Below are 26,756 nucleotides of genomic sequence, written 5' to 3'. Positions count from 1 at the left end.
TTGCGGTATGCAGTTTGAGTGAAAGCATTCTTCGGCATGCACTTTGCCTTAAAGCGACTATCGCTTGCCGAGGCATTCATTTGTCGCGGCCAGTTCCTAAGTCCGAATCCGGGAGCTTCAGGCGAATTCTGACGTTCCCGCAACTGAACTTCCACAAAACAGTTCCGCTCACACAAATCTTTTCTAAAGAGGCACAACAACTATGGCAGCTGGCGAAAAAATCATTGGCATCGATCTGGGAACCACGAACTCGGTTGTGGCGATCATGGAGGGTAGTGAACCCAAGGTGATTGCCAATGCAGAAGGCAATCGCCTGACGCCCAGCGTCGTGGGTTTTACGGAAAAAGGCGAAACGGTCGTGGGCGAACCCGCGAAACGGCAAGCCGTGACCAACCCCACCAAGACCGTCTACTCGGTCAAGCGGTTCATGGGGCGCCGTCACTCCGAGGTGGAAACCGAAGAGAAGATGGTTCCCTACAAAGTGACCGGCGGCTCGCAAGAGTACGTCAAAATCAAGATCGGCGATAAAGAGTACACGCCCCAAGAAATCTCCGCGCTCGTGCTGCGCAAGTTGAAGGAAGCTGCGGAAGCGTATCTCGGCCACAAAGTGAACAAGGCCGTGATCACGGTTCCTGCCTACTTCAACGATGCTCAGCGGCAAGCCACCAAGGACGCGGGTCAAATCGCGGGCCTGGAAGTCGCGCGTATCATCAACGAGCCGACTGCTGCGGCCCTCGCCTACGGCCTCGATAAGAAGAAGAACGAGAAGATCGTCGTCTTCGATCTCGGTGGCGGTACGTTCGACGTTTCTGTCCTGGAAGTAGTTGGCACCGACGAAGATGGCGGCGGCAAGCAACTGTTCCAGGTCATCAGCACCCACGGTGACACACACCTCGGCGGTGACGACTTCGACGAAGCGCTGATTCACTACGTCGCCGGTGAGTTCCAGAAAGAACAAGGCGTCGACTTGCGCAAGGATCCGATGGCTCTTCAACGGCTGCAGGAAGCCTGCGAAAAAGCCAAGAAGGAACTGAGCTCATTGCAACAGACCGACTTAAACCTGCCGTTCATTACCATGGCGAACGGAGTGCCGAAGCACTTGCAGATGACCATCAGCCGCTCGAAGTTCGAAGAGCTGATTGACTCGCTAGTGGAACGGTGCCGCAAGCCCGTGCTGCAAGCGATGAAAGATGCCAACCTGAAGCCAGGCGAAATCGACGAGGTCGTACTCGTCGGTGGTAGCACCCGCGTGCCGAAGGTGCAGAAGCTGGTGAAAGACCTCTTCGGTAAGGATCCGCATAAGGGTGTGAATCCGGACGAAGTGGTGGCCGTCGGCGCTGCGATTCAGGCTTCGGTGCTCGCTGGTGAACGGAAGGACGTGCTGCTGCTCGACGTCACCCCGCTGACTCTCGGTATCGAAACCGAGGGTGGCGTGATGACGGCGATTGTCGAAAAGAACACGACCATCCCGTTCAAGGCTCAGAAGGAATTCAGTACAGCCGCCGACAATCAACCCGGCGTGCAGGTGAAGGTCTTCCAGGGCGAACGCAAGATGGCCAACGACAACCGGCTGCTCGGCGACTTCAGTTTGGATGGCATTCCCCCAGCTCCGCGCGGAATGCCGCGAATTCAGGTGACGTTCGATATCGACGCGAACGGCATTTTGGATGTCTCGGCCCGCGAAATGGGAACGGGCAAACAGGCCAACGTGCGAATCGAACAATCTTCTGGTCTCTCGAAAGAGGAGATCGAAAAGATGCGTCGCGATGCCGAGGCTCATGCCGACGAGGACAAGAACAAACTCGAACTGGCTACCCTGCGTAACCAGGCCGACAACATGTGCTACTCCCTTGAAAAGACGATGAAGGAGAATGCCGACAAACTGCAAGACTCCGACAAGGAGCCTCTGCAGAAGGCTATCGACAGCACCCGCGAAAAAGCCAAGGGGACCGACACCGCAGCCATTAAGTCTGCGATCGAGCAACTCGAAGCCGCTTCGCATGCCTTCACCAAGATGCTGTACGAGAAGAGTGGTGCAGCCGCCGGCGGTGACGCTGGTGCCGAAGGTGCCCCAGCACCCGAAGCCGCCAAGAAAAACGACGACGACGTCATCGAAGGCGAGTTTGAAGTGAAGAAGTAGATCCCTGGCCGGAACAGGCGGTATCCCGTCAGGTTCCAGTCAGGCCGTTCATCCGACCGTTAATCAAAGTCTCGTGGCCGTGGGTGCAAGCTCGCGGCTTACGAGCATCGGCTAGAGTCCCAAAGCCCCGTGAGTTGCAACACTCGTCTGCCGCGAGTGTTGCCTCTCATGGGGCTTTGCTGTTTCTTGTCACGCAGCGGAAATTGTTCTTCGGTTCAGCACCGTGGTCGCTTTCACCAAGTGGATGTAGGTGCAACTTCACCTTCGGACGATAAGGCCGCAAATCAACCTGGTCCCGATTGAGGATTCTGGCGACTCAATCTGCCGAGGCTCTGACTAGAATGGGGGCAATCAGGAGACTGTCGATGGGATTGTGTGGTTCGTCAGCAGATGAAAATATGTTTGGGGTGCAATCCTCACGCAGCGAATTGCCGATGCGGTTGCGGCAGGTGCTTACTAAATGAATGGTCAACTAGTCGGCAATTTGCTGGAACTCTTCAGCCCGCCGCAACGCAAATCAACAATCGTGCTCTTAAGTTCTTCGCTGCTCCTGTGCCTGTGGCGAGCCTTCGGTTCCCGTGCTTTCTACACCGACTATCTGGCGAGTCATTTCGTGTTAGCTGGTGACATGGTTGCAACTGCCGGCTGGTACGAAATTGCGATGTGTTTCCTGCTGCTGGGCTTGATTCCAATGGTGATCGTCAAGTTGGTACTACGAGAGAGCCTGAGCGACTATGGAGTGAGGGTCGGCAACATAGGGCCGGGGATCGTGTTTGTCTTGGCGGCAGCCCCGATCATTGTATTGATTGGTTATGCCTTTTCGCCGCTCGCTGCGTTTGCCGCAGAGTATCCGCTCAATCGGCATGCGGGCGTTTCGACTCAGGCTTTTCTCGTACACGCCGCGAGCCTGCTGTTTTTCTATATCGGTTGGGAGTTTCACTTTCGTGGGTTTCTGCAAAGTGGGCTTACACCGAGCAGCGGTTGGGCTAGCGCCGTCTGCATTCAGACGATGGCCGCCACGTTGGCGCATATCGGAAAACCTTCGATCGAACTCTTGGCCTGCATTCCGGCCAGCCTGTTTTGGGGATTGCTCGTGATTCGTACAAAGTCACTATGGGCAGGAGTCTTGCAGCATTGGGCGCTGGGAGTGAGCCTCGACTATTTCCTCTCGTTTCGAGCGTAAGAGAGATATTGCCAATAGTTGTGGAGGGTGGAGTTGATTTAGGCGGCGGCGACGTTGCAGCGCCTTTGCCTATTGATGCTTGCCAAGAAAATGAGACCACAGCAACCAAAGGTTGCGGTTGAGCATGGCAGAGGTCGTGCTAGTGAGAGAAGTGTAATTCGCCGAGGCTTAGAAGTTACTCTCAACCTCGCCTGATGTCGCTGCTTAATAGTGCTGCGCCAGATGCGCCGAGTGTGCCTACGAACTTGGCTAAAACGAGCGGGGGGAATTGCCAGTTTGCAAAGATGGCACTTGGTGGTTTTCGGTAAATTCAAGCAGGTTTTGCCCTCAAAGGCCACAATTGAGGGGTGGTCTTTCGGCTGCTTGTCCAGAAATTTACTCGCAGGTGTGCGATCTCGATGAGGTGATATGCACCGCCGACAAAGTTGGTCATGCTGTGAGGAGGTCGACAGTTGTGCTGAAGCGTGGATTGCAGCCCGGCACTAAAATTTCAGCTTCTCTTTGCGATAGCTGAGGTCGAGAATGTCCATGGGGTGCATGATTTTCAGCACCTCACCCTGCATGCGAGCTTCGCGGGCGATCTGCAGCAGGCAACCGGCGTTGGAGGTGATGACCACTCGCGCGCCGGTCTTGCGAATGTTGTCGAGCTTACGGCGACCGAGTTTCTCGGCCATCTCGGGCTCGGTGAGGTTGTAGGTTCCTGCGGCACCGCAACAAAGATCCGACTCCGCCAGTTCAATGAGCTTTAGCCCCCGAATTCGTTTGAGAAGGTTACGGGGCTGTTCGCGCACCTTCTGGGCATGGGCCAGGTGGCAGGCATCGTGATAGGTGGCCGTCACGCGCACTTCGCCCGGTGGAGTAACTAACCCCAGGTCATCGAGAAACTCGCTGCAATCGCGAACTTTGGCGGCGAACTCCTCACGCTCGTGCTGTTGATCGTCTTGCCAGTGATGACCATAGTCCTTAAGCATCGAACCGCAGCCTGCCACGTTGACGATGATCGCATCGACGCTGCTGGGGTCAAAGGCCGCCAGGTTTTGATTGGCAAACGCCTTGGCGGGATCGCTGCTGCCGGCATGCAGGTGGATCGCACCGCAGCACCCTTGCTCGCGAGGCACTACTACATCGCAGCCATTGGCCTGCAAAACGCGAGCAGTCGCCCAGTTCGTCTGGCGAAACATCACGTCGCCGACGCAACCGGTGAAGAGCGCAACGCGAGCGCGGCGACGACCGGTGGCGGCAAAAAACGTGGGCAATTGCGGTAGCGGTTTTTCCAGCTTGGGCAACATCGTTGCCAGCCGGCCGAGTCGCGAGGGAAGCAAACGCCACAGGCCAGTGCTAATCAGCAATTGATCGAGTCCGAGCCACTGTGCGATTCGAGCTGGACGCAGCGAAGCTTGCAGGCGTTCGGGATAAGGAAACAGCCCGAACAAAATGTAGCGATGAAACCAGTCGTTGGTTTTGGCACTGCGGCTGCCGTTGCTGTCCGCTTGTTCCATCGACACGCGAAAAGGCTCGATCAGTTTGCCGTATTGCACGCCGGAGGGGCAAGCCGTTTCGCAACCGCGACAGTCGAGGCATAGCTCTAAGTGACGGCGAACATTTTGATTCAGTTCTAGGCGCCCATCTGTCACGGCGCGCATCAGATAGATGCGGCCGCGCGGGCTGTCATTTTCGTTGCCCGTTTCGACAAAAGTGGGGCAAGATGCCGTACATAAACCGCAGTGAACGCAATCAAGAAACAATTCGTAGTCGATGTTCGAACCCGGTCGCGCCTGGGGCACGAGCGGCGCGGCACCGCCCAGTTGCAGCAACGGCTCGGTACGCGCCACTGCAGCATCGCTGATGGTGGAAGGCGGATTCGCTGAGGCTGAAGTCATAGGTTGGAGTTCCGGCTTTAGCCGGCAGCTGTTAGTTTCTTAAAAAAAGCCGGCTAAAGCCGGAACTCCAACTAATAAACGAAACGGCCACGGTTGAGCAGGTTGAGCGGATCAAAACGGCGTTTAACGGCTGTCATCAATGCTAGAGGCGCCTCGCCACCCCAATAGCTTTGATTTGTTGCCTCGGCACCGGGCGGCGCATTCAATATTACTACATGCCCCTGCTGAGCGGAGGCTGCGGGCTGCAAATCGCCCAGCAAGAGTTGACCGAGTCCCTTGTCTGGAAATGTAGCGAACCGCACGAAAACCGTGCCGTTCCCTGCATGAGCCAGGACAGAACAGTTCGGATCGCGCTGGCGACAAACCTCGATAAACGGCAACACGCCGCTCGGTTTGACGCTGGCTTGCACAGTAATGGGGCTATCGAGATCGGCCGAGAACTCAATGATTTGCAGCCACGGAGCGGCACAACCGTCCTCCATCAGCGGATTGACGACTCCGGCATCGCGCCACTCGCGACGCAAGTGATCTTTCATCCAGAGGACTTCCGCCGCGGTTCCTTCCAGCAGCACAAGCAGAGCATAACCGCGAGGATCGAGTTTCAATTCATCGAGGGCCGACTGCGATTGCCAGACTGGACCCGCAAGCAACTCCACCGCTGCCGGAACAACCGCCGACTGTTGCAGTGCGGCCAACATGGCCTCAGCTTGTTTGGGCGATGACAGGCTGCAAGCCAGCCAGGCACTTCGTTCGGGAATTGGACGGACCTTGAACGTCACCTGCGTGATGATCCCCAGCGTCCCGAGTGAGCCGGTGAGCAGTTTGCAGAAGTCGTAACCGGCTACGTTTTTCACCACGCGTCCGCCACCATGAAACAAAAGCCCGGTTCCATCAACGGCTTCGATGCCGATGACAAAATCTCGCAGCGAACCTTGGCCATAGCGGCGCGGACCATTCCAGTTCGTCGCAATCACCCCGCCCACGGTGGCCTTATCAGCTGCGGGGACATCGACGGGTAAACGCTGACCTTCAGCAGCAAGCGTCTGGGCCAATTCTGCCAGCGTGATGCCGGCTTCGACTGTGATGGTCATATCGCGGGCAGGAAAGTCGACAACCCGGTTCAGTTTGCTGAGTGTAACGCCCCAGCCCGGAGTCTTAGCGCGCAAACCAAAGTGCAAGCTGGTGCCGCCACCGATGGGATACAACGGCGTGGTGGCAGCTCGCGCTTGTTGCACAAGGTCGACCACTTCCGCTGCCGTGGCGGGATCGCTGGTCTTTTGCAACGGCAAGATGTCACTTGATACTGGCACGCGGCAATGCTTTCGACGGATGGCGGAGAGGGATATAAGAAATGGGTTAAAGCGCGGCCCGGCGGCCAGGATGTTTTTGTTCCATACCGCAGCCACCAGCGGTCGGCAGCATTTTCTGCGGACTTAGTTTGCCCAGCGGATTGAACGCCTGCCGCAGATTGTCCATTGCCTGCAAATCATCGGGGGTGAACATTTTTTGCATGAAATGGATCTTCTCGACGCCGATGCCATGCTCGCCGGTCACACTGCCGCCGCTAGCCAGGCAAGCTTCGAGAATCTCGTTACTGGCCAAGAGTACCCGTTCGACCTGTTCGGGCTGACGTTCATCAAACAGCAGAATCGGGTGAATGTTGCCGTCGCCGGCGTGAAAAACATTCACAATCTTCAAATCGTATCGAGTGCCGATTTCGATGATCTTGCGCAAAATGTTCGGCAATTGCGTGCGCGGGACGACACCATCTTGCGTGCAATAACTGGGGCTCAAGCGGCCGATAGCTCCAAACGCCTGCTTGCGACATTTCCAGAGCTTCAATCGTTCTTTTTCGTCTTTCGCCAGACGAACTTCGCGGGCGTTGCTCCTCTTGCAGAGCTCGACGATCTGATCGCGCTGCTGGTCAAGCCCCGCTTCAAGTCCATCGACTTCTATGAGCAAGATTGCTTGAGCATCGAGTGGAAAGCCGAAACCAAAAGCTGCTTCGATGGCGACGAGAATTCCCTGGTCCATCATTTCGAGCGCAGCGGGGACGATTCCGGCGCCAATGATTTCGCTAATCGCCTGCGTGGCATCATCGCAACTCTCAAAAATGGCGAGCATCGTGCGCCAGCCTTGAGGATTTCGCGTCAGCTTGACCCAAACTTTGGTCACGATGCCAAGCGTACCTTCGCTGCCGACCATCGCGCCGACCAGATCGAGTCCGAGGGGATCTTCTGCGGGGCCACCCAATTGCACAACCGAACCGTCGGCGAGCACCGCTTCGATGCCCAGAACATGGTTCACAGTCACGCCATACTTTAGCGTGTGCGGCCCGCCCGAGTTCGTCGCCACGTTACCGCCAATGGTGCAAGCGCCCTGACTGGAGGGATCCGGAGCATAGTGATAGCCCGAACCTTTGAGGGCGTTCGTCAAATGGACGTTCACCACGCCCGGTTCAACGACGGCATAGCGATCACGATAGTTGATCTCGAGTATGTTCTTCAGCCGCGTGAGAACGATCATCACGCCCCCACCGATTGGCAGGCAACCGCCAGCCAAACTGGTACCGGCGCCGCGGGGAACGAAGGGGACATCGGCCCGATTGCAGCACTGGACGACCTTTACCACGTCCGCGGTGCTGCGTGGAAAGACAACGACGTCCGGGCTGTTTTTTTCGATCACAAAGCCATCGCACTCGTACACGAGCAGGTCGGAACGAGCGGTCAGCACGTTTTCGCTCCCAATCGCGCGGCGCAGTTCGTCTGCCAAGCGAGTGAGAGTCTGCGTCGTCGGAGGAACGATGGTGGTCATACAGCAAGGTGATAATTCTGAAGTGGTGGCCCGATTATAAATGCCGCCGCTTGCCTAACTAGCAGTGCAGTGGGATTTTACTCGCCTCCGGAGCACTGTATTGTAACTGCTGCCCGTGGGCGCGGGGAATTTTCTGGATTCGGCAAATGCCGCGCACGCAGCGAGGAACGTCACTTGAACAGCAGTAGTCCGACGACCGAAACCGACTACATCCGTAGTACCCACCACGAGTTTCTGGCGGCGTCAGAGAAGGCCCTCCGCACCCCCAGCTTGCAAATTATTCTGGGGCAACTGGGCGATACGCTCGGCCAGCGAAATCGCGATGCCTGGCAGCAACTGCCGAACTCCGATCTGGTCCGGCAGCGAGCCCGGCAAATCAAAGACGATACGCTGGCGAATCTGCACGAGCATTTGCAAACGCTGGAAATTAGTGTGCAAGCCCGGGGTGGTCAGGTTCATTGGGCCGACGACGGTCACGCGGCCAGCAAAATCATTGTCGACTTAATCAAGCAGCGAGGCTATTCGCGCGTAGTTAAGTCGAAGTCGATGACCAGCGAAGAGATTCACCTTAACCCCGCCTTGGAAGCAGCTGGCATTACGACCGTCGAAACAGACCTCGGCGAATACATCATTCAACTGGCCGGTCATCGCCCGTCGCACATCGTCGGCCCCGCCTTGCATTTGTCGGCCGTCGAGGTTGCCGAAATCCTCAGTCAGCCAGCTGGGCGAACATTGGCTGCCGAACGAGAGACGCTGGCCGCCTTCGCGCGGCAAGAATTGCGGCAGAAATTTGCTGAGGCTGAGGTTGGCATCTCGGGGGCGAATTTCGCCGTGGCGGAAACCGGCACCATTGTGCTCGTTTCGAACGAAGGGAACGCGCGGCTTACGACTGCGTTGCCAAAAATGCATATCGCCGTGATGGGAATGGAAAAGGTCATTCCGAAACTAGCGGACCTCCCTTATTTTCTTAAAGTCCTCGCTCGCGCTGCCACCGGGCAAAAGCTGTCGGTCTACACCTCGTTCGTTACCGGCGCGCGGCGCGCAGGGGAAACGGACGGCGCGGAAGAGTTTCATCTGGTGATTCTCGATAACGGCCGTTCACAGATTCTTGGCAGTCCATTGCGCGAGAGCCTGTTCTGCATTCGCTGCGGCGCGTGCTTGAACGCGTGCCCCATTTATCGCAGCGTTGGTGGCCATGCCTACGGCGGCGTTTATGCCGGGCCCATCGGAGCGGTGCTGACACCGCTCTATGACGGTCTCGCGGCCAATCATCATTTGCCGCATGCCTCGAGCTTGTGCGGCGCTTGCCAGGCTGCTTGCCCGGTGAAGATTCAGATTCCCGAGATGCTGGTCAAATTGCGCGAGCAGATGCACGACGAGCCTACGCTCAAGAATGGAATGGAGTCTTTCGCTTACCGAATGTGGGCGAAGACACTCAAGCGACCGTGGCTTTATCGATTGTCGACCTGGCTCGCCACGCGAACCGTCGGCCGCTGGTATCGCAAAAGTCCCTGGCTGAAAAAGTTGCCGGGCAAATTGCACGGCTGGACGAAAAAGCGTGATTTCCCAGCCCCAGCGGCAGCACGATTCCGCGATTGGTGGGAGAAAGAGGGACGACATGGCTCGTGAAGCATTTCTCGCCCGCGTGAAGCAAGCGGCCGAAATAGGCCGGGCATATCGTGTTGAACATCAGCAACTGGCTCCCGATGTGGGCTACGTCGGTGTGACCGGTGACGCCTGCGCAAAACTAGCACAAGAGATCGATGCCGTCGGCGGGATTGCTACCATCGTCGATTCGCTTGGGCAGGCTCGTGAAATCCTGGCCGGTTATCTGCTGGAAGCAGAGGCCAAAACGGCTCTTTGTTGGCAACATCCGCTGCTGATGCGTTTGCAGTTGAATGAACTGCTCGCCGAACGCAACGTAACTCGCGTCGACTACGACTCGGCAAACTCTCTTACCCAGCCCGCGCGGCGACTCGAACAACTGGCCTGCGAGATTGGCATTACGAGCGTCGACTTAGCCATCGCCGAAACGGGCACGCTCCTGATGTGTCACCATCCGGGACAAGAACGATTGGCTTCGCTGCTGCCCCCCGTACATGTGGCGATCGTCGAGCAGAGCCAGATCGTACCCGATTTGCTCGATGCCTTTCGCATTCTGCACGAACGGGGCGTGCAAAACCTGCCGAGCAACATCACACTCATCACTGGTCCCAGCAAGACCGGCGATATCGAATTGCAACTCACCACCGGCGTGCATGGCCCCGGCAGGTGGCGAGTCATTATCATTCGTTGAGAACGCGTTAGCGATCGATCTCGCCCATCAGTAAATCAAGTTGACGTTTTTCGCCGTGTTTTGTAGGCTTTCTTGATACCAATGCACCTTTGATGCACCGTATCCTACAGGATGGCCCAACATGCGGCAACCGCACCCCTGGTATTCGGAAACCCGTTCACAAGGCGGCTGGTTCGTCAAACTGAGCGGCGAGCAGCACTTCCTTGGCAAGCACCCACCGGGCGCTGCCAAGCCGGTGAAGCGGTATGGGCGCTGGAACCCTCCGTCCGAGATTCTTGCCGAGTACCACAAGCTGATGTCGGTGCGGGACACGGCGTCCAAAACCGACTACACCCTCGACACGATCATCGCCCTCTACGTCGAGGAACTGGAGCTAGAGAACCCGGCGTTGGCAAAACGCTACCAGCAAATCCTCAACAAGCTGTCCCTCTTCCCATACAAGCAAAAGCGGGTTGGGAAGCTGCTGGTCAACGCCGAACTAGAGGCGATCCACTTGGAGTCGTGGGCGAAGAAATACAAGTCGGACCAGACCAGGCGCACCTACATCACGTTCTGCAAAGCGGTCATGGAATGGGCGGTCAAGAAAAAGAACTTGAACGTCCCTAAGAACCCGTTTGCCGAGGCAAAGGTTCCCAAAGTGACGAGCCGAGCCATCGTCATCTCCGAAGACGAACATCAGGCGCTCTTGAAGTTCTTTGAGAACGACTGCTTCTGCGATTTTCTTACGGCAATGTGGTTCACCGGCGCTCGCCCCGGTGAGTTGGCAAAGGTCGAAGCTCGACACTTTAATGACGGCCTATGGAGGCTTGATCCATCGGAACACAAGACCGGGCGAGTGACCGGCAAGGATCGAATCATCGGCGTGGCAGACGATCTGGAGAAGATCGTTCACCGACTGAGCAAGGTGAATCCGCAGGGGCCGATCTTCCGCAATTCGCAGGGTAGGCCGTGGAAGATTTCGACCCTGCACGTTCGATTTGAGAAGGCCAGGGAGAAAGGCATCATCCGAAAGGAAGTCGTGCCGTACTCGTATCGCCACGCATGGGCAACACACGCACTGGAGAACGGCAGGCTCGACCTATACGAGGTCGCCAAAGCGCTAGGTCACCAGACGACCCAGATGGTGATGTTGCACTACGACCATTCTCGAAAGAATGCTGACCACTTGAAGGACATCTTCCAGCGAGCCAGAAGGAGCGATCAGTCGGGGCGAGAACGCAAGAATTCGTAGGCCAAGCCGCCCTTCTTGAAGTTTCCGACCTGCTTGTTCTTGGACCGCTTCTGCTTAATCTCAGCGGGTTGAAGATCAGGCTTCTGCACAAGTCGATCTGCGAGGTATTGCTCCACCCACTCTCGGCGAGTTCGATACCAGCGACCGTCCTTAATCGCCTTGACTCGACCCTCCTGCATCCGTTTTCGAGCTTCGCCGTAGGAACAACCCATTAGCTCGGATGCCTGTCGGATGGTCAGCATCTCTGCTTGTGGATCGACTTCGAGCAAGTCCTCCAGCAAGATTGCCGCACGACGTACCGTCTCATCCACAGCCTTATCTTGGTCAAGCTGGAGGACTTTCACCTGCTCCCCAATGATGGTCACTTGTCGAATGGCCGACGTTAAACTGCGTTCCGATCTTCGTGACTCGCTGTTTGGTCCTGCGCCTTTGCGGCCAAATGCTGGTATGAAAACGAGATCATCGCCACACTTGAGCCGAGCGTGCCAATCCTGTAAACGACGGTCGAATAGTGCAGCGCGCGGCGGAGCCGATGGTCGGTCGAAAAGTGCAGCGCTAGCCCTGCTCGTGAGAATCCGTAAGGCAGATTTGAGGCTTCCCAGCGTCTCAAGCCTTACGATCCGCGAGCGTAGCCCATGCTGCGAGATATGCATAACTGGACCGAAATCCGTCGTCTTGTCCTGACCGAGAAGAAATCCAAACGAGCGGTTTGCAGGGAATTTTCCCTTCACTGGCAGACCCTCGAAAAGATCCTGCAGCACCCTGAGCCGCCCGGTTATCGACAACGTCTGCCCCGGGAGCGGCCCAAACTCGATCCGTTCCTGCCGATCATCCACGAGATCCTGGAGCAGGACAAAACGGCGCCCCGCAAGCAGCGCCACACCACTAAACGGATCTTCGACCGCCTGCGTGCCGAGCATGGCTACACCGGCGGGATCACGGTGGTCGGCGAGGTCGTGCGGGAGTGGCGAACGACCACGGCGGAGGTGTTCTTACCCTTGTCGCATCAACCGGGCGAAGCCCAGTTCGACTTCGGCGAAGCGGAGGTGGTGCTGCAAGGCATGCCGACGAAAGTCGCGTACTGCGTCATGTCGTTGCCGTACAGCGACGCGTTCTTCGTGCAGGTCTTTCCTCGCGAATGCACCGAGACGTTTCAAGCGGGCCATCAGCGGGCCTTTGAGTTCTTCGGCGGCGTGCCCCGCCGGATCAGCTACGACAACAGCCGGATTGCTGTGGCCCGGTTCGTGGGGAAACGGGGTGACACGCCGACGCGTGAGTTCCTACGGCTGCAGAGTCATTATCTGTTTGAGCATCACTTCTGCCTGGTGCGACGGCCGATGGAGAAGGGGCATACGGAGAACCTCATCGGTTTCGCGCGGCGGAACTTCCTGGTGCCGGTACCACGGACCGGCAGCCTGGAAGTGCTGAATGCCGAACTCGAGCGGCAGTGCTGTGAAGATCTGGAACGCCAGTTACGCGGACAACCGGCGAACAAAGCCACGTTGTTGGCAGAGGAGCAGGCTGCGTTGTTGCCGCTGCCGAAGTCGGGCTTTGAAGCGCGGCGAGTCGAACCGGCCCAGGCCAACTCTCTTTCCTTGGTTCGCTTCGACGGCAACGATTACTCGGTGCCGACGCAGTATGCTCATCAGAAAGTGACCGCAATTGGCGGCCTGGAGGAAGTTCGGCTGGTCGTTAACGACAAGTTGGTTGCCCAGCATCCACGCGACTGGTCGAAGGAGCAGGTCCATTACAACCCGCTGCATTACCTGGCACTCTTGGAGCGGAAGCCAGGGGGCTTGGACTTCGCGAAACCCCTGGAAAACTGGGGCTTGCCGGACTGTTTCGATCTCCTCCGGCGGCGTCTGGAAGCAGATGGCGGCGCACACGGCCGCCGGGAGTTCATCAAAACCTTGCGGCTGCTGGAGACTATCTCGCTGGCTGCATTAACTGCGGCGATTGAGCGGGCACTGGAGATCGACGTTCTGGCCGTCGATGCGATTCGGCTGCTCGTGCAGCAGGGACTGGAAGAGCCGACGCGGTGGTTTCGGCTGGACAATCATCCGCATCTGCAGTCGCACTCGATCCCTCCTCCCAATCTCCTGTCTTACCGTGAACTGACCTGCGCGCTGACGACGGGAGGTGTGTTATGAAATCTCTCGAAACCAAAAGCACGGTGCTGCTCAAGCATCACTTGAAGGCCCTACGGTTGCCGTCGTTCCTGGAGGGCTGCGAGAAAACGGCCCAGCGGTGTGCGACGGAGAACGTCGATCATCTGGGCTTTCTGCTGCAACTGTGTGAGCTGGAGTTACTCAACCGTGAGAAGCGTGCCAGCGAGCGGCGGCTCAAGTCAGCGCGCTTTCCCAACCTGAAATCGCCTGGTGATTTCGACTTCGCCGCCCAGCCCTCGCTCAATCGCGTGCTGGTGGCAGAACTACTGCGGTGCGAGTTCGTGGAACGCCGCGAGTCGGTGATCTTTCTCGGGCATCCGGGCACGGGGAAGACGCACCTGGCCATCGCGCTTGGCATTGCCGCCTGTCAGCGGGGCAAACGGGTCCGCTTCTGCCGCGTGACGGAACTGATCACGCAACTTATGGAAGCCCGAGAAGAACGGACGCTGCTGCGGATGAAGTCGTCACTAGCCAAGTTCGATCTGCTGATCCTCGATGAGCTGGGTTACGTCCCCGCCAGTAAGCTGGGCGCGGAGTTGCTCTTCGAGGTCATCAGTAGCGCTTACGAACGCCAATCGTTGATCGTGACCACCAATCTGCCGTTCGAGCAATGGACCGAAGTCCTGGGCAGCGAGCGCCTGACCGGCGCCGTGCTCGATCGGCTGACACACCGCTGCCACATCCTCGAATCGACCGGCGAAAGTTATCGCTTGCAAGACGCGCGGCGCCGCCGCAAAGGATCGCGCCCGAAACCGGCGACCTCATCCTTGTCACCCGCCGATGAAACGGCAGAATCCTAGCCGTCGTTACAACCGTCGCAATCCTTCCTCCTCCGGAGGAGGAAGGATTCTTACTGGAATGCCCCAACACCCTGATTTAGACTGAGACCCTTCCCCACCTCAGCGCCACACTTTTCAACCGCCGCGCGCTGCACTATTCGACCGTCGTTTACAGTTGCACGTTGGCGCTGAGCTTGCTCATGTCGATGTAGCGTGATCCGAGCGCCTTGTCCTGCATGTCGGCCTTGATCCGTGCCACCTGCTCTGGGTCAGTTTGCAGTTCGATGTCGGATAAGATTTCCGTCATCGTGCGGCGACGAGAGAGCCAGTCCTTCATTAGGGCATCGAATCTGGGAGCCGGAATGATCTCCCCAATCACGTCGTAAACTCGGTCGCTGCCGAGCGCCAGCCGCATGTCGTCGAGCTTTCGGAGAAGGCACTCCATCACTTCGCCTTCCCGTGTGTTCTGGGCGACGATGTTCCAGATCATCGCCTCCCGCTCCTGCTTGTAGCGATGGATGCGTCCCATGCGCTGCTCAAGCCGGTTTGGGTTCCACGGGATGTCGTAGTTCACCATCAGCGAGCAGAATTGGAGGTTGATGCCTTCGCCCGCCGCCTCGGTGGCAACCAGCACGGACGGCTTGTGTTCAAAGAATTCTCGTTCGGCGTCGATACGTTTTTCCAGCGACATGCCGCCGTGAATTGTGCAGCAGTGGAAGCCCAAATTGGTTAGCTTGCCGACGAGGAAGTCGAGCGTGTCCTTGTGTTCGGTGAAGACCAGCAGACGCTCGGCCCGACCGGAGATGTGGTTGGAGATTACCGAGCGTAGCTCTTCAAACTTAGTCTCGGTGACGTTCTTCTCGGTATGGCGAGCGAGTTGTACCAGCCGGTCGAGGTCTTCAATTTCGGCTTCTAGTTCCGCCATGTTTTCGGCCATCGTCAGCCGTTCAACGATGTCGTCCTCAAATTGCCAGCGTTCGGCCTCGGTGAGGTCGTCCATGTCGTCCGGAAGTTCCCCATATTCCTGCTTGAGCTTACCGAGCTTTTGAAGGTCTTTGAGCCGTTTGCGACGGCGTTCCAGCGATGTGCGAATAGAGGCCAAACTGGATGCGAGGCGGCGCTGTAGCACGGTGAGTGCCAGCCCGACGTTGCGGTTTTCGGCTGCTTCGGCCCGCTGGAAGTTTTGCTGGACGTACTCCGTCACGGCGTCGTACAGCTTGAGTTCATCGGGCGAGAGCTTGTAGGAGAGCGTTTGGACATGGCGGGGCGGAAAGCACGGCGACCCGTCGAACTTCTTCATGTCTTCCTTGAGTCGCCGCAGCATGATGCGATTCTCGTCATGGGCGCTGGCCTCGGCCAGGATTTGACCGTTGACATACAAGTCCTGATCGAGCAGTTGCAGCAGCAAGGCGAAATTGTCCGGGTCGCCTTTGTGCGGCGTGGCGGTGAGGAAGAGGTAGTGGTCCGTATGGTCCCGAAGGAACTCGCCCAGCACGTACCTTTGGGTCTTGTTGACCTTCGTGCCGTAGCGGTAGGCAGCCATCTTGTGAGCTTCATCGACGATGCACAAATCCCAATGCACGTCTCGGATCATGTTGAGGATGTCGTCCTGCCGGGCGACGAAATCGACCGAGGCAATGCACTGCGGCGAGTCTTCCCACACGTTGCGACCATAAGAGGCACTGACCGTGCCTCGGTTGATGACGGAAAACGTCTCCCCAAACTTGTCGTGCAATTCCCGCCGCCACTGATCGGTGAGGTTGGCGGGTGTGATAATGAGCGTGCGTTCGATCAGACCTCGGAACTTTAGTTCCTTGATCGTCAGCCCGGCCATGATGGTCTTCCCTGCGCCTGGATCGTCAGCGATCAGGAATCGAATGCGTGGCTGTGTGAGCAGGTGCGTGTACACCGCATCCATCTGGTGCGGCAACGGATCGACTTGCGAGACCGACACGGCAAAATGCGGGTCGTATTGGAAAGCAAGCCGGATTCGGTGGGCCTCTGCGGCTAGTCGGAAATGTGTCGGATTGCCATCGAGAGCGGCTAGTTCTCCAAACTGCGTGACTTTGATCGTATCGTCGAACTCTTCCGGCTTGAGCAGCTTCGTCCAGAGGCGTTTGGTGAACGTGCCGACCGCCTGAATTTCAATGCGAGAGCCACGAGCTTTGGCAGTCAAAACTTTGACCGGCTCCGTCCAGTGTGGGCCTTCAAGGATAGTGCCCGCAGTCAGTTTGTTCAGGATGTTGTCGTCGTTCATCGACCTCTCCACCCAGGCGTCCCTTTGCCCTGCATGTTGTTGACAATCTACTGCAAAGAAGATACCGTTTTAGGGGGTGGAATGCAAGCAGTGCAAGCTCCGGAAAGAAAGCTAAAACGCAATGCGATTTGGTGACCGACTTCGGGAACTGAGGCAGGCCAAGAACCTTTCGCAGCGTGACCTCGCTGCTGAGGTAGGCGTGAACTTCACCTACATCAGCAAGATCGAGAACGAGAAACTCGACTTCGCTCAGTTCCCAGGGGAGGAATTGATCCGCAAGTTGGCGGCGGCGCTGGAGGCCGATGAGGGCGAACTAATGATCCTGGCTGAAAAGATACCGGACCAGATCAAGAAGCGAGTTATGGAACGCCCCGACGCTTTCCGAAAGTTTGCCGACCTGAACGACAAGGAGATTGACCGGCTGCTCGACGAGATCGACGAAGGGGAGAAATGAAACGCCACCTGCAATGTCTGCGCAACGAAGCCATCGACGGCGTGACGGCTCAACGGATTCGAGAGTACGAATCCAAGACCGGCGTCACCGTCAGTCTTCCCGTGCCGGTGGAGCAGATCGTCGAACAGGTCTTAGGACTCGACTTCGATTGGGACGAGATCGAAGAATTGCCCGGCGAACAAATCCTCGGTGGCCTGGATGCTGTCAACAAGAAGATTCTTCTGAACGAGAAGCACACTGCTCTCTTCGACTCGAAGCCCGGCCTGCTCCGCAGCACCATCGGCCATGAGGCGGGCCACTACGACATCGACATTGATCGGGCAAAGCTCATGCACCCGACGCTGCCGGGCATGGACTTTGCGCCGAGCATCGCCAAACGCCACGCCAAGAAGTCAGATCGAGTGATCGAGATTCTGCTCGACCGAGCCGCATCCGATCCACGAGCGGCGAAGCTGCTACAGCAAATCAAGGACGGTCAGGACACGGCTGAGCAGAGGAGCGCCGTTGATCGCTATCAGTCGTCGCTCCTGATGCCCGACTGGTTGATGCGAGAAGCAGCCGAGCGGATCGACATTGCTAAGTGGACGAATCTCTACCGGCTGGCCGAGGAAGCTCAGGTCAATATCTCGAACCTGACCGTGCGCCTGCGGCGACTCGGCCTGATCTACCTGCGGGACGGGGACAAGACGATTTATCGCAGCGAAGATGAGTTCACGGGACAGAAGAGTTTGTTCTAGGAATCAAAAGGCGAGTTACGGAGGGCTACGATGTCTGAATTAACGCTATCTGGTGAACCCGCAGAGGTTCCAGATTGGTTTACAAAAACAAGGCTCCATCTTCTTGAAACGTGGACCAAGACAACTCGGCACGGCCTCAAGAGGCCAACAAACGGTTGGGCCTGCGAGATCGGCTATGGCTGCCGAACCTGCACCGATCACTTGAGCATTCCTTGCTCATTGGCGACCGAGGCCCACGAGATTGCGGTACTGCTCAACAAGGAATGGATCGAAGAGGAGTTCCCCGTCTTCTTCCGCTTCTACCTTGTGGCTCTTAGCGAATTCGTTCGCAATCTCGAATCCGTTGCCAAGATGCTTGGATTGAAGATTCCAGGTCCACCCGGCAACGTGTGTTCCTGGTGCAACAATTTTGCAAAGCACCGACTGTGCATTCTCATTCAGCACCATCCCGGCATTATCGTCGCTGATGCTACGGAGCGGAGTGGCCTGAATTTGAGAAGAAACTCTCCAAAGCTGTCTTCCGAGACAAGTGTGAGAACGAGCGTCCAATTCAAATCATCGACCAGAAGTGGTTCAACGGAGAGCGAAGTAAGGACGTGCTTGGAGCGAACGGCGAGGCGCAAGCCATGATCGTCGTGCCGCCGCTCATGGACTTTCTCCAAAGCACCATGACCTACTTTCGGACGCTCGTTGATGCGTGCAAGAAGGAGCCGGAACTTGTAAAGCAATTCGAGCCCGAACATTACGCCGCACGATGCCACTAAGAAGTTAGCGATTGGCTGCAATCGCAAATTGCAGGGAGGATGACAAATGAGTCGAACCACACTTGTGTTGGTAGTAATCGCCGTGCTGCTCGGTGTCGTCGGCTATGGCATCTACATCGCCTACTCGTCGCCGGGACGAGAAGACACCGTTGATGAAGGCGACCGCCCTGGACCAAAGCCGCCCGTAGTAGGCCCACTCGAACCACTCCGAATGACCTGGGATTCGGAGGCATACTCCGACTGGCCGGTTGCAGAGTTGCTTGCCTCAATGAGCGAGTCTTCCTATGAGCCGCCTGTCGATGTCGATCCAGTCTTTCGTAAGCTGGGATTCACGCAGGTCATGGCGGTCGTGGATAGTTCAATGATCGGTTACGTGGCCTCAGATAGCGACGTAACAGTGATCGTCTTCCGAGGCACGGACAACGACGTGGATTGGATCGTCAATTTGGTTGCTGGCTCGACGCAGACACCCAAGGGGCCAATTCACAAAGGGTTCTTCAACGCCTACCAGCCGTTGAAGCCACAAATCGTGAAGCTCGTGAAGGCGGCAAAATCAAAGCACCTTTGGATCACGGGACATAGCCTTGGTGGCGCACTTGCTGTTGTCTGCGCCTACGACTTGATCGAGAACGAAAAGCTCGAAGTCGATGGCGTCATCACCTTCGGCCAGCCGATGGTTGCGAAGCCGCAACTGGCGACCCATCTCGACACCGTGCTGCTCGGAAGATTTGCCCATTACGTGAACCGCAACGACATCGTGGCACGAGTACCGCCAAACTTCTCGCACTTCGGATCGCTGGTTTGGTTCACAGATGACGGGGTTAAGCGGTCGAAGGCAAAGCGCTTGGCGTTTGGTGCAACGGGGACGGACGAACCGCCGAAGGCGAATGTCGATGAGCCAAAGCCACTTTCAGATCGGGAGTTCGAGCAGTTGAAGGCCCAACTGCGATCCGAGAACGTTGAAGTGAAACGATCTCCCGATGGAACGCCGATTTACGAAGGAAACTCGACCTGGGTGCAGGACCACGGGATGGAGTTTTATCTGGAGAAGATTCGAGGCGTCAGCAAAGGAAGTGATGCAGGTCCATAATCAGCGACTTTTCTAAACAAATGGAGGGTATATGCGATTTCGGTTCTTCATTCTCGCCCAAGGAAATGTGGGCGCACCAATTCTGTCGCCCGTTGGCAAGGAGTTCGAGCGCAAAGTGGATGGCACGATGGGATCGCTTCGAGAGGACGCCATCGCAGATGCCGAAACGAGATTTGCCGAGGTAGTGAAGAACCGTCAGTCGGGTGATGGGCAAATTGTGCTGATGACGCCAACGCTTGGTGAGCCACCAGGAGCAATTCTTGCTCTCGAAGTCATTGATCCATCGTTGAAGAAGGCAAGGCTCCAGTGGGCATGGCATGATGGAACAATTCCAATTTAGCTTCTCGACGATGAGGCCAAACAATGATTGACTTGGAAGTGCTTTACTCGATCCTGGTAGGTATTGCCCGCATCGGCAGGCAGATTACCTACGGTCATCTCTCGCAGGCATACTTTGACCGCACGCAGGAGTGGCATGAGCCTCACGGGACGTGGGACGAACCTCTTGGCGAGCTAAACCGGCTTGTAGATCAATTCGGTTGGCCTGCGATTTCCAGCGTAGTCGTAATGCAGGATACGAACGAACCGGGTGGCAGATATTGGGGATCAAGCCCAAATGTTCCCGCACGACCTGCGAACGAAGTTGCTCGAATTGCCCGGTATGGGCAACTTCTCGGTGCGGTACATGCCGCTCTTTGGCCTGATGCAATTCCAGTCGGTCCTCCGGGCTAAACCGTTACATACGAAAAACTAGATTCCCTGATGCGCATCGAGGCAACAATGGCTCCCGACTTCTCGAAGATGACCACGGATGATCTGCTCCAGATCATTCCGCCGACCGAGACGACGGAATGGGAGTTCAAGGCTGCTGCGATCTTTGACCCGTCACGATTCGGGGAATTCAAGAAGCAGAAGCTAGGGAAGATCGTTTCATCGTTCGCCAATTCAGGCGGCGGCTACTTGCTTCTTGGCAAGCAGGACGGCGTGACAACATTCGATCATGTGCCAACCCATGAGGGGCGCACCACGATGGAGGACCATCTGTCCCTAGTGATTTCCCAAAGTGTGGCTCCGCACTACCGAAACTTCGAGATTCGTCGCTTGCCCATCAGCGGCAGGCCGAATGAGTCGGTGTTGGTCGTTGAGTTCTTCGATAGCCCTGCTGCACCGCATCAGTCGGTGGCAGACGTGAACTACTTCTACCGACTGCCTGGGCATTCGGTTCCTGCTCCGCACTTCCACTTGGAGCTTCTTCGAGGGCGGTTAAGCAAGACTATTCTCGAAGTCAAAGAGGTTCAGTATGTCCTCACGTCCGTTGACCACAACCAGAATCAGCCTCTTTGTCTTCATGTCGCCTTGAACGTCACAGTCGAGAACACATCGCTTCTATCTGCCACAGCCTGGGGGCTTCACTTGAAGCAGGCCCACGAGTATTACGGGTGGTCAGAGGAATCGACTCGACGTTATCTATTCGACGGCGTTTGCTGCCACAGCGACCGGAGCGTCCTCCTACCAAATGAGCAAATCACCTTGACAGTCCGTTTGAAAGGCGAGGCCGATCCGAGGCAGCAGTTTAGGCAGCAGTGGGAAGGCTTAGCACGAAATCTTGCCCTGGAGATTCGTCCTGTCTCTCAAAACTTTGTCGGAACGCCAACCCAATTCGAGATGTTTTCCTCACGGCATCGGCTTGAGGATGAGATCACGCAGTTCGTCCGAGGCCGATAGGGGAATGCCAGCCCCGTTTGTCGTTTACCAAGGTAGTGCAATGCTCATCCTCTTTCTCCACGGCTGGCAATCCATCCCAGGCGGCGTCAAACCGACCTACTTGAAGGACCACGGTCACACCGTTCTGAACCCCGCCTTGCCCGACGACGACTTCACCGCCGCACTCGCCATCGCCCAGACCGAGTTCGACAAGCACCGGCCCGACATAATCGTGGGCAGCAGCCGTGGCGGCGCACTAGCAATGAACCTCGAAGCTGGGGAAACTCCACTCGTGCTGCTCTGCCCGGCGTGGAAGCAATACGGCACGGCCAAGACCATCAGGGCTAACAGCACAATCCTCCACAGCCGGGCTGATGACGTAATCCCCTTTGCCGACTCCGAAGAACTCGTGCGCAACAGCAGACTACCGGCCTACACTTTGATGGAAACGGGGAACGATCACAGGCTGGCTGACCCGGATTCGTTGGAGATGATGCTGGAGGCGTGCAGGAAATCTGTTGAGGCCCCCATTATCATCTCACGTTCGTTTGCTGAGGTCATCTCTGGTTTTAAGTCCTACATGCGTAATAGGCTTTGCGGGATCGTCTATGCAGAGTCGAACGGTCAGAAGAAGCCTCGCTTTGAGATTGGCTCTGGATTCGTAATCGAAGCCAGAGGGCTGTATGTGCTGGTGACGGCAGGCCATGTTTTCGAGAGGATTGCCCGATTGCACCAAGACGACCGACTCATCGGCGTCAGCCTTGTTGTGCCATCCGGGCCTCGAAGCGTTGCCGAATTGTCTCTTTATCCAGAGGACTTGGCGACCGCTTGGTATTCATTGTCGAGCGACTTTGACATCGCATTCATGTGCATCTCGCCTGATCTGGCGCAGCATCTCAAGACCGCTGGTTTTTGGGCCGTGCGACGAGATTTGCCTGATTCATTGAATGCCACACCAGCCAAGAGGGTCTTGGTGGGATACGGGGCCGATGGCGCTCATATTCACGACGAAGAAGTTCTATTCGTGGTTGAAAACAACGCAGTACGTCCTCGGATCAAGTCGCAACTGGGGGCAGTACCCTTCAAGATGGTAGGGCTAAAGGATTCAGCAAGCGAGGATGGAGTGAACTTTCACGCAATTCCAGAAAGTGAGGACGTACCAACATTGGCTGGATTGAGCGGAGGCATTGTAATCGACGTTTTCGTGAACCAGCCAATTCGCAACTACGCCTGGGTCGGCGTTCAAAGTTCACAGCACACCAAAGTGAAGGATGGTCGAGAGGTTGTGACCAAGGTGAAGTTCACTTCCTCTGCCGCCGTTGCGGAGATGGCCGATAAGTATGCGTCAGAGATTCTGGGAGAAGGATGCGGGGCGGAAGGCTAAGATGCGTATTGAGAATCACTTGAGCAAGGACTAGAGCTATGCCCCACCCACCAATCCTCCGCAAACCCAACGAAGGCCGCACCATCGCCGTCGTCGGTGACATCTACCGCTTCTTGGCAACCGGCGAGGAGACGGACGGCAAGTATGCGATGTGGGAAGCCATCGTGCCTCCAGGCGGCGGTCCTCCACCGCACGTTCACAGCCGGGAAGAAGAGTCGTTCCTGATCCTCGAAGGCGAGATCACGTTCACGGTTGGTGACGAGCGGATCGTCGCTACAGCAGGGACGTTTGCCAACATGCCGGTGGGTAGCCTGCACAGCTTTAAGAACGCCACGGACAAAACCGCACGAATGATAATCTCGGTTGCGCCTGCGGGACTTGAAAAGATGTTCCTTGAGGTCGGCGTGCCAGTTAAGTTGGGCGAGCAACCGCCACCGCCATCAAAGGCCGAGATCGAGAAGCTGCTGGCTGTGGCTCCGAACTATGGCGTGGAGATCAGAGTGCCGGGGCATTGAGCGTGCCCAGGGCGATTTCAACATTCGAGAGGAACATCGAGATGATTCGTTTTGCGACCGTACTAATCACAGTCTTGGCTGTGGGCCTGACCGTGTTTGCCCAGGACAAGAAAGGGCCGCTTGCCGATCTGCCGAGCAAACCTGGGGCGCACATCGAGAAGATCAAGTCGCTCGGCGACAACGAATGGCTGGAACTTGGCGTCCCTGCCCCAGACCCCAAGTGGGGCAAGGCACGGGGAAGCTCGTGGGGCGCTAAAGCCTTGATCCTCGCACCGGATAAGCGGGGAGCATTCCTGTTCGGCGAAGGCGTCCACGCCTACGTCAAGCCCGATGGTCACAGCATGGACGACCTGTGGTTTTACGACATTAACGCCCACGCCTGGATGTGCCTCTATCCCGGTATGAACACGAAGACGTTCACGCAGCGAGTCAAGGACAAGGAACTGCTGCTCGATGAAAGAGGGCAGTTGATCGACAAAGAGAAGCAACCTATCCCGCTCCACACACTGGTTCATGCCTGGGGGTTCCTCACCTACGATTCCGACCGGAACAAATTCGCCTTCATTAGCTGGAACGGCCTGGGCAACAAGATTCCCCGCTACTTTCTGGGCGGCGAGAAGCAAATGGACGAAGGACTAAAGCTGCTTGAAGAAGAACTAAAAGGAAAGAAGGAACTGGTTTACTCTCCGTGGTTCTACGACGTGGCAACGTGCAGATTCGAGCGAACGGTGGCGAGCAACACCACCCCGATCAACGCTGGAGGGTTTCCACAGTTCCACTATCTCCCATCCAAGAAACAGTTCTTCGCTGTGGGGTCGGACACCGTGGCGATTTACGATCCGGCGAAGAACCAGTGGAGTGATGCCAAGCCAAAAGGTCCAAGCCCCAAGGGATACGATGCCTGCGGTTGTTACGATTCCAAGCGGGGCCGGTTCTACCGAAACGATGGTGACGATTCCAAAGGCGAAGGACTCATGGCGTATGACATCGAGAGTAATTCTTGGAGCCACCTGAAACCCACGGGAACTGCCCCGCCGCCAGCGAATACGAACGCTGCGTTCTACGAGTATGATGCTCGGATCGACATCGTGGTGGCGATCCACTTCAAGGGAAAGTCGCCCGGTATTTTTGTGTACGACCCAAACACGAATTCATGGGCAGACCCGATTCCCTTTCCGGCTGATGGACCCAAGTTTCAGTACGCTGCCAACACTTTCTTCGACCGGGAGTTGAACGCCTACTTCTGCCACGTCGCCGGTGACAGCAGCGACAATGGCGTGATGTGGGTGTATCGGCACAAGAAGTGAGATCGGCCAAGTCCGAAGCGCTAAGATTCAAGCCATGACGAAAGTCGTCCTCTTCATCGCCACCAGCCTCGACGGCTTCATCGCCAGTCCAGACGGAACCGTCGATTGGCTATTCCATGATGCCGACTACGGCTACACCGAGTTCATGGCGTCGATAGATGCTGTGGTAATGGGTCGCAAGACTTGGGAGCAAGCGAAGACGTTTGAGGCCGTTCCTTTTGCGGGCAAGACGGTATTTGTCCTCGCTCGATCAAACACCAGCACCGCCGACGAAAGGATTCGTTTTGTTCAAGGCGAAGCCCCGCAGATTCTCCACCAGATTCGTGCGGAAGCGACAAAGGACATCTGGCTGGTCGGCGGCGGCGATGTCATCCAGCAGTTCATCGCCCACGATCTGATCGACGAGTATCGTATCTTCGTGCATCCAGTCATCCTGGGTTCGGGACTGCCGCTCTTCCTGCCGCAGGCGAAAATGACCACGCTGTCGTTCGTGAGCAACACGCCGTTTCAAAGTGGATTGATCGAAATGAGATACAAAAGGAAGGCATGACCACTCTCCTACTGCTCCTTACCGCCCTCGCCGCCGATCCACTCGGTCCCGGCGACCATACTCGCAAGCTGACGGTCGATGGCCGTGAGCGGAGCTACCTCGTCCACATTCCACCCAAGTACGACCCTGAGAAGCCGACGCCGGTGGTGTTGGTCTTCCACGGTGCAGGAACGAACGCCGCCATCACCGTGTCCTTCACGGGCATGAGCAAGAAGTCGGATGAAGCTGGTTTCATCGCCGTCTATCCCAACGGCACGGGCCTCGGTCCTTTCCTGACGCTCAACGCCGGTGGTCGCCAAGGCAAGATGGCCGAGGGGAGTGCCGATGACGTGAAGTACGTTGGCGCACTCCTCGACGATCTTGCCACCGTCACCAACGTCGATCCCAAGCGGGTCTTTGCCACGGGCATCTCCAATGGCGGCATGATGTGCTATCGACTGGCTGCCGAACTGTCGGATCGTATCGCCGCCATCGCACCCGTGGCGGGAACCATCGCCATCGACGACAGCAAACCAAAACGACCAGTGCCAGTGATGCACTTCCACGGCAAGGCCGACAACATGGTTCCGTTCGGTGGACCCGATAAAGGCACGCCGAAGTTCCTGACGTTCAAGTCAGTTGAGGAATCCATCGCCATCTGGCGAAAGATCAACGAATGCCCTGATGAGCCGACGACCACTGAATTCCCCGACAAGGAAGAAGACGGAACCAGCGTGACGAAGAAGACCTACGGGCCAGGGAAGGATGGAGCCGAGGTCGTTCTGATCGAGATCGAAGGCGGCGGTCACACTTGGCCGGGACAGAAAGCGCCGATCAGCCTGATTGGGAAGTCAACGCTCGACATTTCGGCCAACGACCTGATCTGGGAGTTCTTTCAGAAGCATCCGATGAAATGAGGCGAGGCGTTACTTCCTCGCCCGCTCCACCTTGATCGACTCAATCTCCAACTTGAACGGCCCGGCCTTCTTGTCACTTAGCATGAAGCCCAAACCGTTGACAGAAGTTGGCTTGACTTGCCCGGCATTCTTGACGACTTGCCCGAAAGACGTTGCCTCAAACTTGTCCAAAGGCAATTTGACCTCAATCCATTCATCTTTCTTGGTCTGAAAAACCGCTCGGTAGTTGTAAGCGATCTGGAATGTCGGAACAGAAAGATTCATGTGGTACTCCCGCCCATCGCCTTTCACCTTGGCGACTAGCGTATCACCTTTTTCCAGACCGAGCTTCTTGGCCTTCGTTCGCACCGAGGCAAAGCCGCCGTTGTTTGCTAAAGACAGCGTACCGGAGAACTCCATCGTCTTCTTGTCGGTGATCTGGAACTTCCCTTCGGAGACGCCGCCCATCACGCCGTCGTTGACGGTCTGCCAGTCCTTCGTAGCGTCGGCTCCGGTGAAGTCGAACAGGGGTTGCTGCGTGTCTTCGGCCATCGCCGTTGTCACCATCAACAGGGCTAAACAGCCCGACAAGTAAGCAAGTTTCATTCGACGCTCTTTCTGGATGATT

26 protein-coding genes are annotated in these 26,756 nt (G+C 56.8%); 19 read left to right on the top strand and 7 right to left on the bottom strand.

Annotated elements, in window-relative coordinates:
* Positions 1 to 202: 202 nt before the first annotated feature.
* Both dnaK and ETAA8_RS22445 read left to right on the top strand, forming a co-directional pair.
* Positions 203 to 2,140 carry a molecular chaperone DnaK gene (gene dnaK / locus ETAA8_RS22450; protein WP_145093604.1) on the top strand — a complete coding sequence of 646 codons (1,938 nt, stop codon included), beginning with the start codon at positions 203 to 205 and terminating at the stop codon, positions 2,138 to 2,140.
* Positions 2,141 to 2,600: 460 nt separating this feature from the next.
* Positions 2,601 to 3,323, top strand: a complete 723-nt coding sequence (locus ETAA8_RS22445; protein WP_145093601.1) for a CPBP family intramembrane glutamic endopeptidase — start codon at positions 2,601 to 2,603, stop codon at positions 3,321 to 3,323.
* A 482-nt stretch (positions 3,324 to 3,805) separates the two neighbouring features.
* Here ETAA8_RS22445 and ETAA8_RS22440 read toward each other — a convergent pair whose 3' ends face one another.
* The 3 genes from ETAA8_RS22440 to ETAA8_RS22430 all read right to left on the bottom strand — a co-directional run bounded on the left by ETAA8_RS22440 (position 3,806) and on the right by ETAA8_RS22430 (position 8,017).
* The gene (locus ETAA8_RS22440; protein WP_145093598.1) at positions 3,806 to 5,203 is read right to left on the bottom strand and encodes a (Fe-S)-binding protein; all 1,398 of its coding nucleotides are present in this window, start codon (positions 5,201 to 5,203) and stop codon (positions 3,806 to 3,808) included.
* 71 nt (positions 5,204 to 5,274) lie between these two features.
* Positions 5,275 to 6,513, bottom strand: coding sequence for an FAD-binding oxidoreductase (locus tag ETAA8_RS22435; protein ID WP_145093595.1), 1,239 nt, complete (start codon positions 6,511 to 6,513; stop codon positions 5,275 to 5,277).
* Positions 6,514 to 6,559: 46 nt separating this feature from the next.
* On the bottom strand, positions 6,560 to 8,017 hold the full coding sequence (locus ETAA8_RS22430; RefSeq protein ID WP_145093592.1) for an FAD-binding oxidoreductase: 1,458 nt from the start codon (positions 8,015 to 8,017) through the stop codon (positions 6,560 to 6,562).
* A 174-nt stretch (positions 8,018 to 8,191) separates the two neighbouring features.
* On the opposite strand from ETAA8_RS22430, the gene ETAA8_RS22425 reads away from it, so the two are divergent.
* The 3 genes from ETAA8_RS22425 to ETAA8_RS22415 all read left to right on the top strand — a co-directional run bounded on the left by ETAA8_RS22425 (position 8,192) and on the right by ETAA8_RS22415 (position 11,544).
* Complete coding sequence (locus ETAA8_RS22425; RefSeq protein ID WP_145093589.1) at positions 8,192 to 9,646, top strand: LutB/LldF family L-lactate oxidation iron-sulfur protein; 1,455 nt, start codon at positions 8,192 to 8,194, stop codon at positions 9,644 to 9,646.
* Positions 9,636 to 10,313, top strand: a complete 678-nt coding sequence (locus tag ETAA8_RS22420; protein WP_145093586.1) for a LutC/YkgG family protein — start codon at positions 9,636 to 9,638, stop codon at positions 10,311 to 10,313. The genes ETAA8_RS22425 and ETAA8_RS22420 overlap by 11 nt, the downstream gene beginning before the upstream one ends.
* Before the next feature lie 121 nt (positions 10,314 to 10,434).
* Positions 10,435 to 11,544, top strand: coding sequence for a tyrosine-type recombinase/integrase (locus ETAA8_RS22415; RefSeq protein WP_145093583.1), 1,110 nt, complete (start codon positions 10,435 to 10,437; stop codon positions 11,542 to 11,544).
* Here the strand turns inward: ETAA8_RS22415 and ETAA8_RS34880 are convergent.
* Complete coding sequence (locus ETAA8_RS34880) at positions 11,514 to 11,909, bottom strand: excisionase family DNA-binding protein (RefSeq protein WP_202921197.1); 396 nt, start codon at positions 11,907 to 11,909, stop codon at positions 11,514 to 11,516. The two genes, ETAA8_RS22415 and ETAA8_RS34880, sit on opposite strands and share 31 nt — an antisense overlap.
* A gap of 270 nt (positions 11,910 to 12,179) precedes the next feature.
* Between ETAA8_RS34880 and istA the strand changes: the two genes are divergently transcribed.
* Both istA and istB read left to right on the top strand, forming a co-directional pair.
* Entirely contained in the window at positions 12,180 to 13,694 is a 1,515-nt protein-coding gene (istA, locus tag ETAA8_RS22405; protein WP_145086469.1) for an IS21 family transposase, read from the top strand.
* On the top strand, positions 13,691 to 14,512 hold the full coding sequence (gene istB, locus ETAA8_RS22400) for an IS21-like element helper ATPase IstB (RefSeq protein WP_145086466.1): 822 nt from the start codon (positions 13,691 to 13,693) through the stop codon (positions 14,510 to 14,512). The genes istA and istB overlap by 4 nt, the downstream gene beginning before the upstream one ends.
* A gap of 148 nt (positions 14,513 to 14,660) precedes the next feature.
* On the opposite strand, the gene ETAA8_RS22395 is transcribed toward istB, so the two are convergent.
* On the bottom strand, positions 14,661 to 16,445 hold the full coding sequence (locus tag ETAA8_RS22395; protein ID WP_202921196.1) for a helicase-related protein: 1,785 nt from the start codon (positions 16,443 to 16,445) through the stop codon (positions 14,661 to 14,663).
* 424 nt (positions 16,446 to 16,869) lie between these two features.
* On the opposite strand from ETAA8_RS22395, the gene ETAA8_RS22390 reads away from it, so the two are divergent.
* Complete coding sequence (locus tag ETAA8_RS22390; RefSeq protein WP_145093574.1) at positions 16,870 to 17,202, top strand: helix-turn-helix domain-containing protein; 333 nt, start codon at positions 16,870 to 16,872, stop codon at positions 17,200 to 17,202.
* Positions 17,199 to 17,939, top strand: coding sequence for a hypothetical protein (locus ETAA8_RS22385; RefSeq protein WP_145093571.1), 741 nt, complete (start codon positions 17,199 to 17,201; stop codon positions 17,937 to 17,939). The genes ETAA8_RS22390 and ETAA8_RS22385 overlap by 4 nt, the downstream gene beginning before the upstream one ends.
* 216 nt (positions 17,940 to 18,155) lie before the next feature.
* Here the strand turns inward: ETAA8_RS22385 and ETAA8_RS22380 are convergent, their stop codons facing one another.
* A complete protein-coding gene (locus ETAA8_RS22380; RefSeq protein ID WP_145093568.1) occupies positions 18,156 to 18,386 on the bottom strand; it encodes a hypothetical protein in 231 nt (76 codons plus the stop codon).
* A 149-nt stretch (positions 18,387 to 18,535) separates the two neighbouring features.
* On the opposite strand from ETAA8_RS22380, the gene ETAA8_RS34875 reads away from it, so the two are divergent.
* From ETAA8_RS34875 to ETAA8_RS22340, 10 genes are all read left to right on the top strand, one after another.
* Positions 18,536 to 18,703 (top strand): hypothetical protein, encoded by a 168-nt coding sequence (locus ETAA8_RS34875; protein ID WP_202921195.1) that lies wholly within the window; start codon positions 18,536 to 18,538, stop codon positions 18,701 to 18,703.
* A 46-nt stretch (positions 18,704 to 18,749) separates the two neighbouring features.
* Positions 18,750 to 19,793, top strand: coding sequence for a lipase family protein (locus ETAA8_RS22375; protein WP_145093565.1), 1,044 nt, complete (start codon positions 18,750 to 18,752; stop codon positions 19,791 to 19,793).
* Between the two features lie 31 nt (positions 19,794 to 19,824).
* Positions 19,825 to 20,133 carry a hypothetical protein gene (locus ETAA8_RS22370; RefSeq protein WP_202921194.1) on the top strand — a complete coding sequence of 103 codons (309 nt, stop codon included), beginning with the start codon at positions 19,825 to 19,827 and terminating at the stop codon, positions 20,131 to 20,133.
* A 276-nt stretch (positions 20,134 to 20,409) separates the two neighbouring features.
* A complete protein-coding gene (locus ETAA8_RS34870) occupies positions 20,410 to 20,547 on the top strand; it encodes a hypothetical protein (RefSeq protein WP_202921193.1) in 138 nt (45 codons plus the stop codon).
* A 26-nt stretch (positions 20,548 to 20,573) separates the two neighbouring features.
* Positions 20,574 to 21,518: an AlbA family DNA-binding domain-containing protein gene (locus ETAA8_RS22365; protein ID WP_202921192.1), complete on the top strand. Its 945-nt coding sequence runs from the start codon at positions 20,574 to 20,576 to the stop codon at positions 21,516 to 21,518.
* A 40-nt stretch (positions 21,519 to 21,558) separates the two neighbouring features.
* Complete coding sequence (locus ETAA8_RS34865; RefSeq protein WP_202921191.1) at positions 21,559 to 22,881, top strand: alpha/beta hydrolase; 1,323 nt, start codon at positions 21,559 to 21,561, stop codon at positions 22,879 to 22,881.
* Between the two features lie 38 nt (positions 22,882 to 22,919).
* Entirely contained in the window at positions 22,920 to 23,396 is a 477-nt protein-coding gene (locus tag ETAA8_RS22355) for a cupin domain-containing protein (protein WP_145093556.1), read from the top strand.
* Between the two features lie 41 nt (positions 23,397 to 23,437).
* The gene (locus ETAA8_RS22350; protein ID WP_145093554.1) at positions 23,438 to 24,703 is read left to right on the top strand and encodes a Kelch repeat-containing protein; all 1,266 of its coding nucleotides are present in this window, start codon (positions 23,438 to 23,440) and stop codon (positions 24,701 to 24,703) included.
* Between the two features lie 34 nt (positions 24,704 to 24,737).
* On the top strand, positions 24,738 to 25,253 hold the full coding sequence (locus ETAA8_RS22345) for a dihydrofolate reductase family protein (RefSeq protein ID WP_145093551.1): 516 nt from the start codon (positions 24,738 to 24,740) through the stop codon (positions 25,251 to 25,253).
* Positions 25,250 to 26,149, top strand: a complete 900-nt coding sequence (locus tag ETAA8_RS22340; RefSeq protein ID WP_145093548.1) for an alpha/beta hydrolase family esterase — start codon at positions 25,250 to 25,252, stop codon at positions 26,147 to 26,149. Before ETAA8_RS22345 ends, ETAA8_RS22340 begins: the two co-directional genes overlap by 4 nt.
* Before the next feature lie 9 nt (positions 26,150 to 26,158).
* Here the strand turns inward: ETAA8_RS22340 and ETAA8_RS22335 are convergent, their stop codons facing one another.
* Entirely contained in the window at positions 26,159 to 26,734 is a 576-nt protein-coding gene (locus ETAA8_RS22335) for a CIA30 family protein (protein ID WP_145093545.1), read from the bottom strand.
* Between the last annotated feature and the right edge of the window lie 22 nt (positions 26,735 to 26,756).

It is taken from the genome of Anatilimnocola aggregata, assembly GCF_007747655.1.
In the GTDB taxonomy this organism is placed as follows: Bacteria; Planctomycetota; Planctomycetia; order Pirellulales; family Pirellulaceae; genus Anatilimnocola; species Anatilimnocola aggregata.
The sequence above is the reverse complement of the archived record's forward strand: the minus strand, read 5'-3'. Positions and strand labels throughout refer to the sequence as shown.